Source organism: Natrinema soli (assembly GCF_028618695.1).
In genome coordinates this window covers 1-14,632 of the sequence record NZ_JAQIVI010000207.1, presented here as the reverse complement: position 1 = coordinate 14,632, position 14,632 = coordinate 1, and the positions used below count along the sequence as shown (strand labels likewise).

Sequence of the window (14,632 nt, the reverse complement as noted above, 5' to 3'; positions counted from 1 at the left end):
GGCTCGGCGATCGCCCCGCGCTTCTCACCCGTCGGTCGCGCCGAAGCCGGCGCGTGGAAAGCCTTTGCCGCAGGCGCATCCGGCGCTGTCGGCTTCGGCTGGGCGCTTCGCGAGTACGAAATCATCGGCTCTGACGACCCGGCGGAAGGCCTGACTCCTGATGCACTTTGGGAGCAGATCCACCAGAGCGCTCTCAAAAGGGACTCTAACAACGAAAGCACGTTCGTCGACAACCAGAACATAATCGGCACCGGAATCGAACACTCCGCGTTTGCCGAGGGAAAAGTCTCCGCGATAGAGGCTCTTAACGCCCAAGAGACGCAAAGCGCTGTTCAGGATGCCGCTGTCGCTGATGCGAATACCTACGAGACAACGGTAGCAAGCAACTTCCTCAAGAGTTGGAATGAGACTGCTCAAGAGCTTGCGAACTTCGAGGCCTCGATGACGGACCATGCCGACATCACCAAAACCGACGTGTATGGCGGTAATGGCGACATCGACGACACCTATTTCCTCGGAGGATGGGAAGCGTCTGTAGAAACGACAACGGTCAACAGCATCTCTGTCACCACCGAACAGGTGGACTTGCCTGATGGCTCGACGATGGAGATCAACCCGATTTCCGTCACCCACACCCACGACGGGGATGACGGTAATCTCCCCACACAGGGTACAACGACGTTCCACCCGATCTCCGGTGCGGGTTCTGACCGTGCGCAAAACCCCGGCATCATCATCACGTCTCCGTCCGGGGGTGACCCGGTCCACTACCTCAACCCGAACAAATGGAGTTCGATTTACTCGGACATCCAGTCGGCGTTCAACACCGTTCGGGACGGCCTCATCCTATGGGTCGATAACGTCTACGGCGAGGTACAAGCGGGAACTCTCAACACAGAAGACCTGCTGACGCCTCGAGAACTCGCCCAGATGTCGGCCGACGAGGAGGGCGTCAATCAGGCGATCGCCGACCTGATGGCGCTCAATATCCCGGTCGACCTCGAGCGCGAGGCCACGATCTCGATGCAGTCCGACAACGGAAGCATGACGATCTCGGGAATGCTCGCGCCGACCGAGCCGCCGGACGGCGGAATCGTCTCCGGCGAGACCTACGACCCGACGAGCATGACCGGAGATGTCTATTTCAACTACGACATCTCTCAAGCCTCCGCGGTCTGGACCGCCTACGAAACGGCGGTCGACGGCGGCATAGTCACGTTCACGTCCGATCCGTATACTGAGACACTGTTCAAGATCACAACGGCAGCAGGCGAGCAGGTCACTCTCTCGGATGAGGACTTCACCGAGGATGACTCCGCCTCTCCAGTAGTCTGGACGACCGATATCACGGGCAAAGTCGATAACGCGATCACCGAGATCACCGAGGTAGAGATGACCACTGAGGCCGGTGACACGCAGTATGAATTGATCCAACTCGACCGGCCTTTCACGGTCGAGAAGATCACTGATTCGGACGGCAACGAGGTCGATAAATCGACGTTCTCGAAGGACGAACCTCAAACCGACTCGAACTACGTCACCCAAGAAGAATGGGAAGCGATGAAGAAACGAAATCAGGAACTGATTGACAAGTACGAGGAATCGCAAGAAGACGATGACGGACCCGGCCCGATCTTCGGCGGCGGGGACTGGCTCAACGGCGGTGGCGGACTGCTCGGAATGGGCATCATCGGCGTCGTCATCCTCGCTGTGATCGGAATCGTGACCGACGCTATTCCGGGGCTGGGGAACTGACCATGCGACGAGTTTTCATTTTTGCTACGGTCGTAGCGCTGGCTATGGGCATGGGCGTTGGGCCAGCCGTCGCGCAGAGCAACGAGACGGCCAACCAGACCGACGGCGAGCAGGTCGCACAGGCCGAGGAGGATGCCGTTCGGATCATCGACAACGAGACGCGAGTAACCGACTGGAGTTACGAGCCCGGCCGGTTCACGCTCGAGATCGAGGCCGGCGAGCCGACCACAATCAGTATCACCGAGTCAGGGGCCTTCGAGGAAGGCGCAAAGAGCTTCAACTACGGCGAGCGGGAGTTAGACGAGGGAACGCAGACGGTCACGTTCATGGTCTCGCCGCGGCAGGGGCAGAAGGGCGCGGCCGTCGCGATCGCCACGCAGAAATCACTCGACGCGGGAGGCGGCGCGATCGTCTCGACCGGGATGGTAGAGTCGAACCCGTTCCGTCACTTCGGCGGTGAGACGGGGCTGTTCTCCGGCGTTCTCATCTCTGTCGGCTGCGCGGGAATCGGCGCGTGGTACGTCGTCCGTTCCGAGGAATCCGGGGTGGTCGAGGCATGAGCGACACGAGCGGTACCTTCGGGAACTGGAAGGACCGACTCACCTACGTCGTCGCCGAGGCGCAGCTGCTCGTGTTCGCAGTACTGTTCTCGCTCGGCGTGGCGATCCTCTGGATTCGCCCGTCGGTGCCGGGCATCCCACCGATCGTCTTCGGCTGGTTCGCGGCGCTGATCCTGTTAGGACCACCGCTGATAGCGATCTTCGTCACCGGGGCGCGCAAGCTCCGAGACCGGCGAATGACGACGGTGTACCACATCAACGGCGTCGATGACGTGAGGAAGAAATACTACGTCGAGCCGGAGTTGTGGAGTCAGAAGACCGTCGAGGGACCGTCTCCGTACGTGTGCAACGACGGCGATGCCTTCGAAGTCCGCGAGTTCACGTATCACGAAGATATTGACGATTTGACCGTCAGAGGCTGCTATATGTCGCAGATGGCCGACTCGAAACTCGTCACGACGAAGACCATGCTCGAGGACATCCACGGCGATCTCGTCGAGGCGTTCCTTGAGCTGAACCAGCTGCGCGGTCGGATCAGCAAGATGGGGCTACAGATCCAGGGCGACGTGATCAACGAGGAAGCTGAGGCCGACGAGCGCGGATTGATGAACCCGCGGACGGCCGTCAAAGATCGGTTCGAGTCGGCCAAGGAGGACGCCGCTGCGTCGGACGATGACGAGATCCGAGACGTGGGTCAGTACGTCGATGAGTACACCGAGGGGCACGGCCCGAGAACTCCCGTCAGAGCGGAGGAATCGGCCACAGAACAGGCAGCAACCGACGGAGGAGAACCATGAGCGACGAGCAAGACAACTACACAGTCGGCGGCTTTCGCGAGTATCAGGACGGCAACCTTGAGCGCGACCCCGAAGAAGTCCTTCGGCATTCGGGGTTCGTTCGTGACGAACAGGTGGACCGACAGCTAGCGATGAGAGCGATTCATCACGACACGGACCGCTGGCAGACGAAGCCCGCGAAGGACTACATGGCAGTCGGCAAGAATCGGAAGATCCTGCAGGCAGAAGGGAGCGAGACGGCCCGTCAGGCGCTCGAGAACGGCGACACGCTCACACTGAAGCACTACATCGGCGACCCGTCTCAGGAAGCAGACTTAGCCGGAATCAAAGCCGTCACGCGCCTGCAGGAACTGGTCGCCGGGCCCGCGCCTGTCATCGTTCTACTCGGCGAGATGGGAGACGGGAAGACCGATTTCTCTGGGCTGTTGGGCCAGCTCCGTGAGCGGTGGGTCGACGGGAATCTGCTCGTCGGCTCGAATATCCGCACGCTCGAGCGGACGAACCGATGGGTCCGTGACGACGGCTCCGTCGAAGACGGCTGGATTCCGAACTATCCGCTGCTCGAGAAGTGGGTCAGTCAAGACGGCGACCCCGTCGAGAACCCGCAGCAGCCGAAGCTATTCATCGGCGACGAGTTCTCGACGAACGCCAGTGGAGCCGGCGAAGACGGCCACAAGGTGCGGAAACTGATGGGGCCGCTCGTGTTCAAGATCCGCAAGTACGGCGGCGCTCTCATCTACATAGGCCACGACGAGAGTTCGATTCATCCGATGCTCTGGCGCGTCGGAACGATCATCAAAAAGACATCGCAGAAATCCGCGGTCGTCGCCGATCGAGTCTCGAACGGCAGTCTCGTCGACGTGGACCCGCGCCCGCTCGAGGGGATCCCGCCGACCGACTGGAGCTTCAACACGAACGACGAGGCCGATTGGAGCTGGTCCGCGCCTGGAGGCGACGAGAAAGACGAGGCGATCGCCGAGAAAGACGTGAAACAAGTCGCTGCATGGACGATGGAAATCTGCCGTCGCCAGGGAATGTCGTCGCGTGCAACCGCTGAATTCGTGCCGCACAGTCACGCTACCGTCTCGAATTGGTGGGACGATATCGACGAAGGCGGCGAGAAGGCGGAATGGGTTTCCACCGTTGAACAGGTGATCGCATGACTGCGTCGGGGTGTCAAGCTGTAAAGCGTAACTGTCCCCCCTTTAGAGTAGCCCACAGCCCACCGCGCTCGCTCCCTCCCGAGAGCGAAGCGACCGATGGGCGCGCCGCTCGAGGCCAGCGGAGGAGTATATATATCGGCGCGCGACGCGCGTGGTCCGCGTGAATCGGTCGAAGCGAGCGAACCACTTCGGGACCGCCGTCGAAAAACGGATGGCTGAAAAGCGTCGCTTCGATCTCGAGCGCTCGAGCTGGCACGACGCGAGATTCGGGAACGGGACGCCCGCCGAGATCAAGTCGACAATGCACGAGCATTCCGACGGACAGCCCGGGAACTGGAAGGTCTACCGCGAGTACCACGAAAAGCTCCGGCGGCACGACGGCTGGTACTGTTTCGTCGTTTACCGGCCACATGGGCGATCGGGCTGCACGATTCTTTGTGATAAGATGGTCCGCTCGAGCGATCTCCCGCTGCTTCGGTGGCACGGCGGCGGCGATCACCGGGGGACCGAACAAGCGAAGATCGCGATCAATACCATTTTTTGATGAAACGGCGGGTAGGGATGCCTCCGAATGGGTGGGGGGGGAGATGATCGGAGGCAATCAATTATTTTCGGTAACTACTATTGATTGTTTCGACAGGTATCATGCAGCCGACAAGACTATGTCTATATGATGCAAAGGAATGGATGGCGAGGGAAAGGATTCGGTCGTTGTCCGACTGAATCTGTCCGACTCCGAGACATACGGAACCTCGCCGCACCTGAGATCGTTCCGACTTGAAAGTCACTAGCCAAATTGTCAAACTCGATCTCAAACCCTCCTATCTAACACATCATCTGTGGAGGATGGGGGCTCCGGCGCTGGCCTCTGGCCGGCGCTTCTCGAGACAAAAATTCAATCAGTAGTGACAGCGATGTCGGTATCGACTTCGAACGTTACTGCTCGAGTCGAGAGCGTCTCGGCGATCTCTCGGCGCTGCTCAAGCGTGAGATCGTCGCGCTCGAGGACTTGGCGAGACGCCTGGACGAACTTCGGCACGTCGTCGCAGGCACTCACCACCGCCTTCGTCTTGTTACAGTCGTAGAAGTCGGCTGCGCGTTCGATCGCGTCTCGTCGGTACGCATAGTCGCCGTCGGTTCTGATTCGCATACTCGTACACACGACGCCCGAAATCCTAGTTTTTTCGGCTCACTGGACGGCCCATTTCGGCCCGAAATCAGCGGAACGTGTTGGTTCTCCAGAGAAGAACGCGATCTCAAACGACTGAGCAACTCAAGATATGCACACGAGGGTTTGCGTCTCGTGTGCATATTCGGGGAACGGGATTTATCGACATGCGACCCCAGGGACAGTTGAATCGGAACAGTGGTTCACCACCTTCTATTCACTCGGAGGTTAACTGAACGCCGCGATAACTACGTGTGCGAACTGCACGCCAGAATACATATAAGATAGAAAACGTATTTATCGAAGCGTGTTGAATACATTTCAACTATTCAATACTGAGACACCGCCCTACAGAAGTGATCAGTACAGACAGAGCAGATGACTATCGCTCTTCTCCGCCATCGGCGGCGACGGTGAGAAGATGTTCGATCTGTTCACCCGTTTCCGATACCCGTACCAGATCTCGATCCTGATCGTATTCGACGACCCCTGCCTCCACCAGTTTTGGAATATGTATATGGTAGAGCGACGTATGGATAGTTCGAACCTTTTCTTTCGGAGGCTTTGTAACCGCCTCCTTATTCTCGCGGCCAGCAACATCCGCAGCCAAATCAGCCAGTCCGATTGCCTCCGTGTGATCTATCAGGCACGCAAGAACGTACCGACGGCGCTGATCGGCGAGGAGGTCGAAAACTACATCGAGCGATTGATCGTCCAAGTCACTGTACCCACCTAGATCTACTTCTGGGGAATGCCCAATCACGTATGCTATAACGGCCCATACACGGAAGGGTACTGTGGAAATCGCACCTCAATATACTCGGGATTAAACAGCGTATAGTCGAGAACAGAGTGGATGTAGCAGTCCACCAGTATTCTGGATCAATCGTCTACTGACTTTTTCTGCGACGACTCGTCCGTTTTCGTTTCCGTTGGCTGCTCATCGATGATAATCTTCCCGCTCTCGACGACGGTGACTGCGTACCCGTGATACGCAAACTCAACACAGAGATTAGCCTGTGACTGCCGATCGCTAGTATTTGTGAGGGTTTCGAGTGCATCCGCATCGATTACATCATACAGTCGATCATTGAGGTCTACCGGGTCAATGCCTTCACGGTCAGCGACTCGCTCGACGATTTCGGTTCCAACCAGTGTTGTCTCCACATCTCTCGTTCTATCTGGGCAGGGTTAATCCTGTGTATTCTCTCGACATGATCTGATAATTTTGTTTATACCACAGTATCTAAAGAGATATTTGGGGCATAATCAATCTTCGATCATATCCGCTCCAAAGTGGTTGAACGGTTGAGTATGAAAATCGTTGATGATCTGTGTGGATACGATTTCGAGATCATCAAGATCCTCGAGTCCCGCACGGGTCTCATCAGCCGTGTCGGAATCGACGGCTACCGACTCGATGTGGAGGTTGTGAGCGCCGGTTGTCATTTCGCGGACGTTAATCACGCCGGAGAGTTCTAATGCCTCCTTCGCCAACTCGGTTCGTCTTGCAGTCGGCGCTCGACACACCATGAACAAGTGGAGTTCGAACCCGGCTTCCTCGTAATCGAGTTCCGGATGGTAGCCACGAATCACGCCTTCCTCAAGGTAGTCAATACGGTTTCGCACTGTGCTGGCAGAGGTACCGACCATGTCGCCCATCTCTGCGGCAGTCGCCTCCCGTGCGTTCCCTTGGAGAATATGGATAATACCCCGATCGACATCGTCGAGATTATGGACCATATTGCTGCTAACGGGTTGATCCCAAAAAGTAGCGTGGTAGGATTGTGAGGAATCCTTCTTTGCATTCAGCACGCCGTTCGTGATTGCTTCTGGGTATATGCCGACCGGTGTGCTATATCCTTCACCTGTACTTACCGCTCGGTCATAGCCTAATCTCTTCCCTCGTAAGCGGACTTGACAATACTCGATATCAGGTTCTCATCCTCTCCTCCTGGTGGAGCAGCACCGTTGTACTGTCCTGAATCGGCCAACTTGACTTTTCGCGAGCGCGGCGCGCGCTCTGCGCGCCGCGCAATTGCCCTGCCCCCTTAGGGGCACCTACCGTAGGGGTACCCGGCAACCCCGATACCCGAGCCAACCGCTGAAATGACCAAATTTTCGTGCGTCCGCCGCTGTTTCAGCGGTTCAACTTTGCGCTCGAGTCGGCGAAACTGGCCCAAAATAGGTCGACTGTTCCCGTTAACACCTTTGTGAAAGTAATATTATCTCCAGAAAACGAATGTGTCGAGCACGAATGTAAGAACCACTGGTGAGACGTAGTGAAACAAAGGAACAACGGCGCGTGCTGCAGCTATCCGCCGAATCGAACCGGACCGACGACGACCTACTGGAGCGGTGGCGGCAGTTCGTCAACGCGAACCCGAACGTCGCGATCGTCGATCCGCTCTTGCTCACGGAGGTACGCGAGGTCGTGAATCGATGCGCTCAATCGCTCGAGGTACTGGAACCCGATCTCGGTCGCGTCGCCGGTGCTCTCGTCGCTTTCGGCGTCATTCGCGTCCGTCTGGTCGTCGTCACTCGCCTGCTGTTTCTCGCGCCGCTCACGCCGCTCGTCGGCCCGTCCGTCCAAATCCTCGGGCATATCCTCCGGACGGACTTCGCGAAGGATCTCGCGGGCTCGTTCGAGGACGACCTGAGAGACGAAGAACACCATCACCGGGTTCCCCTCGCGGGAGACAACCCCGGTTTCGGCGAGGCGGCGAACGTGGTACCGCACCGTCGATCTCGCGAGCCCTGTCCGCTCGACGAGCGTGTCGTAGTTCGCGCCGTCGTGCTCGGCGATCACTCGCAGGATGTCGTAGACGGCCGTGGTGGACTCTTTCAGCGCTTCCCGATAGATGTCCGTCGCGAGGTCCTCGTACCTCTCCCGGAGCATGCTACGGCGGCCTGTCGGCCGCTCGAAGTCCCACGGCGCGGATTCCGGCCCATCAAAGAAGTCGTCGGCGGCGAGGTCCGAGCGATCGATCCCGGCCCATCGTGCGTGCGTCGCGACAACCGCTCGGAGGTGCTCTAGGACATCGTCCCATTCGGAGACGTGCGGTAGTTCGCCGCGGTCGACGCCTGCGTAGGAGGCCTCGAGCTTCGGATGGTGGAACGGGTCAGTTTTCGGCTTCTTGTGCCACTGATTCGCCTGATAGATCTTCACCTCCGTACTGTACCGCTGGGGGTCGAACCCGAGTAGATGCCAGCGATCGCTCTCGACGAGCGCCTCGAGCCACCCCTCTTTCTGGCGGCGCTGGTGCGCGTCGATCTCGGACTCGCCACCCCAGCCGATGAGCTGCTTAGACTGTTCAAGGGTCTCGACGGCAGGGTTCTTCTTATCGATGTGGAACCGAATGTGTGCCTCCGCTTTCGAAATTCGGCGGGCGTCATCAACGCGATCGTCGAGGTCCACCGCACCGGCACCGTAGACAGCTCGAAGCGCATCGTACATCCGTCGTTCGATCTCGAAGGGGTCCTCAGCCCACGTCGTCCAGGCGAGCAACCGCGTTCCCTCTCCGTAGGGACACTCGAGAGAGTCACCGCTCTTGTAGACCATGTCGCGGAACTGCGGCATGATCTCGACGTGCAACGCCAACGCGGGCTTCCGAAGTTCGCGCTCGCCGTCGTCAGTTTCAGGCCCCCATTCGCGGAGCTTCAGGTGTTGCTCGTAGTACGACCGATAGTCGTCACCGCGGCCGGTGCCGGCCTTCCACCGCGACGACGTGAGTACGAGCGCATAGTCTCCTGACGGCAGCCAGTCGGCCTCGAAGTCGTCGACGGCGACGTGCGGCTCGAGGTCGCGATCGCCGACGTGCTCGCGCCAGTAGGACAGCGACCGATCGTACAGCGTTCCCCGTTCGTCGCTCCGACCGGCGTCGGGGTTCCGAACATCGGCGAGATGGTTCATCACCGCTGCACCGTGGGCGCGGGGTTTCGGGAAGGTATCGGACTCGGACCCGGTGACATCGTCGAATTGCACCGGGTCGTCGGTGACATCGACGCTCACAGCGGTCCCTCCCGCGCGTCACGAACGATGCGCGTACAGTCCGGGCACAGCCGACGAAGCGCGTCAACGCGGTCACCGCATCGCTCGCACTCGTCAGATTCAACGATGCGGGTCATCGGCTCTCACCGTCCTCGCGATCAGTATCCGCATGAAGTGAGCGGCTTTGATGAACAGATTTGTCGTTAGATGGGCGGAAATCCCCAACTAGATTAAGGGATATCGGTCTTGTTTTGATGAAGTGGGTGAATAATATGGCACAATCCAAGCGCGTCGTCGGTGCCTGTGAGCGCTGCGGATCAGCATATGCTGCAAAAGTGCTCTCGTCAGGGAAAATTCGCCCAATAGGAAGGGAAAAGTGCTCCTGCGGATACGAGGGGTTCCGAACGGTCGAGGAACCAGTACTGCTCGAGGAATGAGCACCGTCGGTCATACCGTCCGACCCCCTTCTTCAAACCTGTCCTCGGCTCGAGCGAGTAGGTTCCCGATCGTCCCCGGCTGTCGATCGGTCCGCCGGGCGAACTCGCGAACACCGACGCCGTTCTCTCGGCAGGCGACGTAGGCCTCGCGTTCGGCCTCGGTGAGCTGGGAGAGATCTGGCCCAAAGTCCACGAGCGTCGCTTGCTCACTCGACATGCTCGGTCACCTCCCGCTCGGGGGTCGCGACATGGCGAACATGCTCGTCAGAGAAGCGGATCTCGACGCCGGTCCAGCCGTCGACGAATGCGCTCGCGTCCTCACCGCCGACTCGCATCGGCATCACGATCTCGTAAGGATGGCGCTCACACCGCCACCCGAACGTAACGAGTACATCGAACGCGGCAGCCAAAGCGACGTGTACGAGGTCCGGTTTCTCGATCCGCTGGGATCCCTTCGACTTGACGACGGGATGGCCGCACTCCGGACAGGTATGGATGTCCTCGCTGTCTCGCGTGGGTTCGCGGACAACCGTCGGCGGCATGACGCCGAACTGCCCGAGACCGGTTCGGCTCATCGGTCACCTCCCGGCAGTAGTGAGTGGTGATCGTCGATTAATCCACCAACACAACGGGGGATCAGATTGATTTGTTGTAAATCGGTAGAACCAGATTGTCGAATGTTGTCTCGATGTCCGAATTGTGATGAAGGGCTGGGTGAGCAGCTCGAAAAGTATGTCTCAGACGGAGAGGCAGTAGCAGACTTCATCTGTCCGAAGTGCGACCACGAGTGGTCGTTGTCGATCTGATCCGGCCAAATCTCGTCTATATTTTGAGTAGGCAGTTCGGTACCGCTCGAGGAGTGCCCGCCGTCGGCGCGAACCTCTCGGTTCTCGAGCGCTCGCCGAACGTCCTCGTCAGTCGCTTGGTAGGCCGGGTGGGCTATGGGCGTCCGACTCTCGATATCGTACAACCGGTTCGCCGGAACGAACCCGCTACACATCGGCCTCACCTCCGTGACGACCGGGCGATGTCTCCGGGTCCGGGATCGAAACATCGACGCCAGCAGCGGAGCCGCGGCTCAGTCGCGCGTAGGTATCGCAATCGCCACAGCGGTGGGCGCGGTCGTCGTCGTCACCGAAGACGCGGCGGAACCGGTCGGTGATGTGGGCTCCGCAATTACGACAGGTCGAGTTGTCGACTGACGGCCAGGGCGCGACCGTCATGCTGACCACTCCGCGTTTGCGATGAGAATCGCACGACGTGGCGGGGCCGCAACCCGTTCCGTGTTGGGATCATATTTCGACCCCCTTCTACCGACCGGGGAAAACGGCGAGAACGGAGGTTTTGATGTCTCTCCGGTGGAATCAGTATTAGTCGAGAATCGAGTCGTCTGCGAGTGGGCGCTACAGGATTTGAACCCGTGACAGCTTGGTCCGAAGCCAAGTACTCTGTCCAGACTGAGCTAAGCGCCCGCATCGCTTCGTTCCCGATGTACCCGTATAAGTCACTCGATTTTCACCGCTTTCGACAGTGAGAGACACGCCCATGGCTCGAGAATTTTCACCCACTGACAATCGTCGTCGGGGGTCTTTGGTATGTAGTCACAATATTTACGCATACCATGACGAAACCCGAGGCCCCCGTCCCCGACGAGGTGCAGTCCGGTGCGACCCCGCTCGAGTTACTCTCCGACGACGAGCGCGTCTGGACCGCCGTCCCCGCGGACGCGAGCGGCGACGAGCGGGTGAGCAAGTGGCTCGATATCGAGGACGAGGTGCTCTGCGATCTCGAGAAGTGGCGCTGAAACGGCGGACTGAGACGGAACGAAAGCCGGTTTGGCTCACATTCGGCTCCCGTCTCGTTCTAATTGCGAGCGATCCCAATCCAGTGTCGCCCCTGTCCGCTCGAGGGGCGATCAACTCGAGTCCCCACCGAAATGACACGGCACCCGCCGATCGAGCTGACCGACAGCGAAGCCGCCAACGGTCAAGCCGATCCTGAAGCAACCGACCCGAGAGCGGACGCAAGGCCTCTCGGCGGCGGACCGCACCGTTTAACCGGTCCGCATGACCACTCCAGCGTATGACAGCCGGGGAGACTGGTCGCGGGTTGCTCGAGTTGACGCGGCCGGTGAACGTGATTGCGGCGGGCGTGCTGACGTTCATCGGCTCGTTCGTCGCCGGCGGCGTGACCGAGGAGCCGATCGCAGTCGCTGCAGCAGTGGGTGCCACCGCGTTGGCGGTCGGTGCGGGGAACGCGATCAACGACTACTTCGATCGGGAGATCGACCGGATCAACCGACCCGAACGGGCGATCCCCCGCGGTGCGGTGAGTCCGCGCGGCGCGCTGGCGTTTAGCGTCGTCCTCTTCGCCGGCGCGGTCGTCCTCGCGCTGACACTGCCCCGGCTGGCGATCGGTATCGCGGTCGTCAATCTCCTGGCGTTGATCGCGTACACCGAGTTCTTTAAGGGCCTTCCGGGACTGGGCAACGCGCTCGTCGCCTACCTCGTCGGCAGCACGTTCCTCTTCGGTGCCGCGGCGATCGAGGGGGGCGAGATCGGTCCAGCGGTCGTGCTCTTCGTGCTCGCGGCGATCGCGACGCTGACCCGGGAGATCATCAAGGACGTCGAGGACGTCGAGGGCGACCGCGAGGAGGGACTGCACACGCTCCCGATCACGATCGGAGAACGCCGAGCGCTCGCCGTCGCGGCCCTCTTGCTCGTGGCGGCAGTCGTCGCCAGTCCGATACCCTACCTCCGCGAGGAGTTCGGGGTCGCATATCTACTCGTCGTCGTCCCCGCGGACGCGATCATGCTCGTCGCCGCCTACGAGAGCTTCACGGATCCGACCGCCGGCCAGTCACACCTCAAGTACGGGATGTTTCTCGCCGCAGTGGCGTTTATCGTCGGTCGTGCCGCCCTCTCGATGTCACTGCCATTGTAGTGCGCGATTGCACCGGTATAGCGCGATTGGAAGTGGACGATAGCCCGGACATGTGGGACAAGTGAACGAGTAATCCGTGTATTGTAATCAAAAGTACTATAAGCGACTTCGCGTATTCTCATACAACACGCCGGCCATCGGAGTGAGCTGTGGTACCAGCTCGTTACCACGGCGATGGATGTGAGTATCCCGTATGTATGACCTCGCAGATGTCCTTCCGGACGCCGAACTCGATCCGGGGACGAACGTACTCGTTGCGGGCCCGCCACTGACGGGGAAACGACGGATCGCCTTCGATATCCTCGCGAACGGCGCGAACCGCGGTGACGGCTCGATCATCGTCACCACGAAGGATAGCGCTGACAAAGTCATCGAGAGCTTCGACGACCGCGTCGACGAGGGTGTCGAGCCGGACATCGGCGTCGTCGACTGCGTGACGAAACAGCGTGGCATCGGAACCATCGACGACGATCCGCGGATCAAATACGCCTCCTCGCCAGTTGATATGACCGGTATCGGGATCAAACTCTCCGAGTTCCTTCAGGAGTTCTACGAGACGCGAGGGGTCACCGAGAACCGCGTCCTCTTGCACTCCGTCTCGACGCTGCTGATGTACTCCGATCTGCAGACCGTCTTTCGATTCCTCCACGTCTTCACGGGTCGAATCCAGAGTGCCGACGCGCTGGGCGTTTACGTCATCGACTCGACGGCTCACGACGACCAGACAATGAACACGCTCAAACAGCTGTTCGACGCCGTCATCGAACTCGAGGAAGCGGCCGACGGCGAAGAGCCCACGATTCGGACGGCCGGGTTTTCGACGTAGAGTAGCCATAGCGACGTTTTCTATCGGCAACGTTCCGCCCGATGTCACCGTAACCCCGACACGTTTACTCCTCGATCCCGTACGCTGCGGTATGCCAGTCGAATCCGCGGACGAACTCGAGGCGATTCTCGGATACGACGCGATCGCCGTCGTCGGCTGCTCGAGCACGCCCGGGAAGGCGGCCCACGACGTGCCGAAGTACCTGCTCGAGCACGGCTACGACGTGATCCCGGTCAACCCCTTCGCGGACGAAATATTCGGCCGCGAGGTGTACGACTCCCTCGCGGACGTCGAGGAGGAGATCGAGGTCGTCTGTATTTTCCGCCCGAGCGACGAGGTGAGCGAGATCGTCGACGCGGCCCTCGAGCGCGACGACGTGCGCGTCATCTGGACCCAGCAGGGCATCCGCGACGACGAGGCGGCGGCCCGCGCGGAGACCGACGGTCGAACCGTCGTCCAGGATCGGTGTATGAAGGTCCAGCACCGCCGTCTGGTGGCCTGATACGGACTGTTGTCAGTCAGTTCCGGAGCACCCGCGAACCGTCCTGCGATTGCGCCGGTAGATCGGTACACCAGACCGTCTGAGAGGATGGATCACGAAACCGATTCGGACGCCGTTCGAAGCTCGGCCAGCGCGTCGTCGAGGGTCGTGTACATCACGCCGTCGACGATCGACTCGAGGTGTCGCAGACGGATCGCCGTTCGAACGAGCGGTTCGTCGGGGAGTTCGGTGACGGTCGAACCGATTTCGTCGGCGTCGACGGCAACCGGGTACCGGTATTCTTCGACGCGCTCGGCGACGTACCGACGCGTCGAGCGCTCGTCGCCCGTTAGCCGGTCGCGGATCACTCGTCGCTGGTCCGGCGAGACGGTCTCGGCGACCGGAACCGAACAGACCGACTCGCAGTACCACGTCACCGCTCGAGCGGCGGCCGCGAGCAGCGCTTCGTTCGATCGGTCGAGCGACGCGTACAACTCTGACGCGGCGGCGT

Annotated in this window: 17 protein-coding genes, 1 tRNA gene and 1 pseudogene; 9 read left to right on the top strand and 10 right to left on the bottom strand. The window is 59.9% G+C overall.

The features are described 5' to 3' along the window. From PGX04_RS13455 to PGX04_RS13435, 5 genes are all read left to right on the top strand, one after another. On the top strand, nt 1-1,755 hold a 1,755-nt coding region (locus PGX04_RS13455), incomplete at its 5' end, for an Env/VP5 family phage fusion protein (protein ID WP_273738967.1). 2 nt (nt 1,756-1,757) lie between these two features. Beyond that, nucleotides 1,758-2,315 carry a DUF8063 family protein gene (locus tag PGX04_RS13450; protein WP_273738966.1) on the top strand — a complete coding sequence of 186 codons (558 nt, stop codon included), beginning with the start codon at nt 1,758-1,760 and terminating at the stop codon, nt 2,313-2,315. Beyond that, complete coding sequence (locus PGX04_RS13445) at nt 2,312-3,112, top strand: hypothetical protein (RefSeq protein ID WP_273738965.1); 801 nt, start codon at nt 2,312-2,314, stop codon at nt 3,110-3,112. Before PGX04_RS13450 ends, PGX04_RS13445 begins: the two co-directional genes overlap by 4 nt. Beyond that, entirely contained in the window at nt 3,109-4,275 is a 1,167-nt protein-coding gene (locus PGX04_RS13440; RefSeq protein WP_273738964.1) for a hypothetical protein, read from the top strand. The genes PGX04_RS13445 and PGX04_RS13440 overlap by 4 nt, the downstream gene beginning before the upstream one ends. A gap of 160 nt (nt 4,276-4,435) precedes the next feature. Next, nucleotides 4,436-4,819, top strand: a complete 384-nt coding sequence (locus PGX04_RS13435) for a PD-(D/E)XK family putative nuclease (RefSeq protein ID WP_273738963.1) — start codon at nt 4,436-4,438, stop codon at nt 4,817-4,819. A gap of 351 nt (nt 4,820-5,170) precedes the next feature. On the opposite strand, the gene PGX04_RS13430 is transcribed toward PGX04_RS13435, so the two are convergent. The 9 genes from PGX04_RS13430 to PGX04_RS13390 all read right to left on the bottom strand — a co-directional run bounded on the left by PGX04_RS13430 (nt 5,171) and on the right by PGX04_RS13390 (nt 11,343). Continuing rightward, entirely contained in the window at nt 5,171-5,425 is a 255-nt protein-coding gene (locus tag PGX04_RS13430; protein WP_273738962.1) for a DUF7692 domain-containing protein, read from the bottom strand. A 400-nt stretch (nt 5,426-5,825) separates the two neighbouring features. Further along, nucleotides 5,826-6,161: a DUF7344 domain-containing protein gene (locus tag PGX04_RS13425; RefSeq protein ID WP_273738961.1), complete on the bottom strand. Its 336-nt coding sequence runs from the start codon at nt 6,159-6,161 to the stop codon at nt 5,826-5,828. A gap of 164 nt (nt 6,162-6,325) precedes the next feature. Beyond that, on the bottom strand, nt 6,326-6,610 hold the full coding sequence (locus PGX04_RS13420; protein WP_273738960.1) for a HalOD1 output domain-containing protein: 285 nt from the start codon (nt 6,608-6,610) through the stop codon (nt 6,326-6,328). Nucleotides 6,611-6,712: 102 nt separating this feature from the next. Beyond that, a complete protein-coding gene (locus PGX04_RS13415) occupies nt 6,713-7,258 on the bottom strand; it encodes an Lrp/AsnC family transcriptional regulator (protein ID WP_273738959.1) in 546 nt (181 codons plus the stop codon). Nucleotides 7,259-7,790: 532 nt separating this feature from the next. After that, on the bottom strand, nt 7,791-9,455 hold the full coding sequence (locus PGX04_RS13410) for a DUF7845 domain-containing protein (RefSeq protein ID WP_273738958.1): 1,665 nt from the start codon (nt 9,453-9,455) through the stop codon (nt 7,791-7,793). A 426-nt stretch (nt 9,456-9,881) separates the two neighbouring features. Beyond that, the gene (locus PGX04_RS13405; protein WP_273738957.1) at nt 9,882-10,088 is read right to left on the bottom strand and encodes a helix-turn-helix domain-containing protein; all 207 of its coding nucleotides are present in this window, start codon (nt 10,086-10,088) and stop codon (nt 9,882-9,884) included. Further along, nucleotides 10,078-10,446: a hypothetical protein gene (locus PGX04_RS13400; RefSeq protein WP_273738956.1), complete on the bottom strand. Its 369-nt coding sequence runs from the start codon at nt 10,444-10,446 to the stop codon at nt 10,078-10,080. The genes PGX04_RS13405 and PGX04_RS13400 overlap by 11 nt, the downstream gene beginning before the upstream one ends. A 417-nt stretch (nt 10,447-10,863) precedes the next feature. Further along, complete coding sequence (locus PGX04_RS13395; protein ID WP_273738955.1) at nt 10,864-11,103, bottom strand: DUF7563 family protein; 240 nt, start codon at nt 11,101-11,103, stop codon at nt 10,864-10,866. A 165-nt stretch (nt 11,104-11,268) separates the two neighbouring features. After that, nucleotides 11,269-11,343: transfer RNA gene (locus PGX04_RS13390), tRNA-Arg, on the bottom strand. 149 nt (nt 11,344-11,492) lie between these two features. Between PGX04_RS13390 and PGX04_RS13385 the strand changes: the two genes are divergently transcribed. From PGX04_RS13385 to PGX04_RS13370, 4 genes are all read left to right on the top strand, one after another. Then, complete coding sequence (locus tag PGX04_RS13385) at nt 11,493-11,675, top strand: DUF7511 domain-containing protein (protein WP_273738954.1); 183 nt, start codon at nt 11,493-11,495, stop codon at nt 11,673-11,675. A gap of 278 nt (nt 11,676-11,953) precedes the next feature. Continuing rightward, a complete protein-coding gene (locus tag PGX04_RS13380) occupies nt 11,954-12,814 on the top strand; it encodes a geranylgeranylglycerol-phosphate geranylgeranyltransferase (protein WP_273738953.1) in 861 nt (286 codons plus the stop codon). A gap of 193 nt (nt 12,815-13,007) precedes the next feature. After that, on the top strand, nt 13,008-13,640 hold the full coding sequence (locus tag PGX04_RS13375) for an RAD55 family ATPase (protein ID WP_273738952.1): 633 nt from the start codon (nt 13,008-13,010) through the stop codon (nt 13,638-13,640). 91 nt (nt 13,641-13,731) lie between these two features. Continuing rightward, nucleotides 13,732-14,142, top strand: a complete 411-nt coding sequence (locus PGX04_RS13370) for a CoA-binding protein (protein WP_273738951.1) — start codon at nt 13,732-13,734, stop codon at nt 14,140-14,142. 92 nt (nt 14,143-14,234) lie between these two features. On the opposite strand, the pseudogene PGX04_RS13365 reads toward PGX04_RS13370, so the two are convergent. After that, nucleotides 14,235-14,632 (bottom strand): annotated as a pseudogene (locus PGX04_RS13365) (hypothetical protein); the annotation flags it as partial.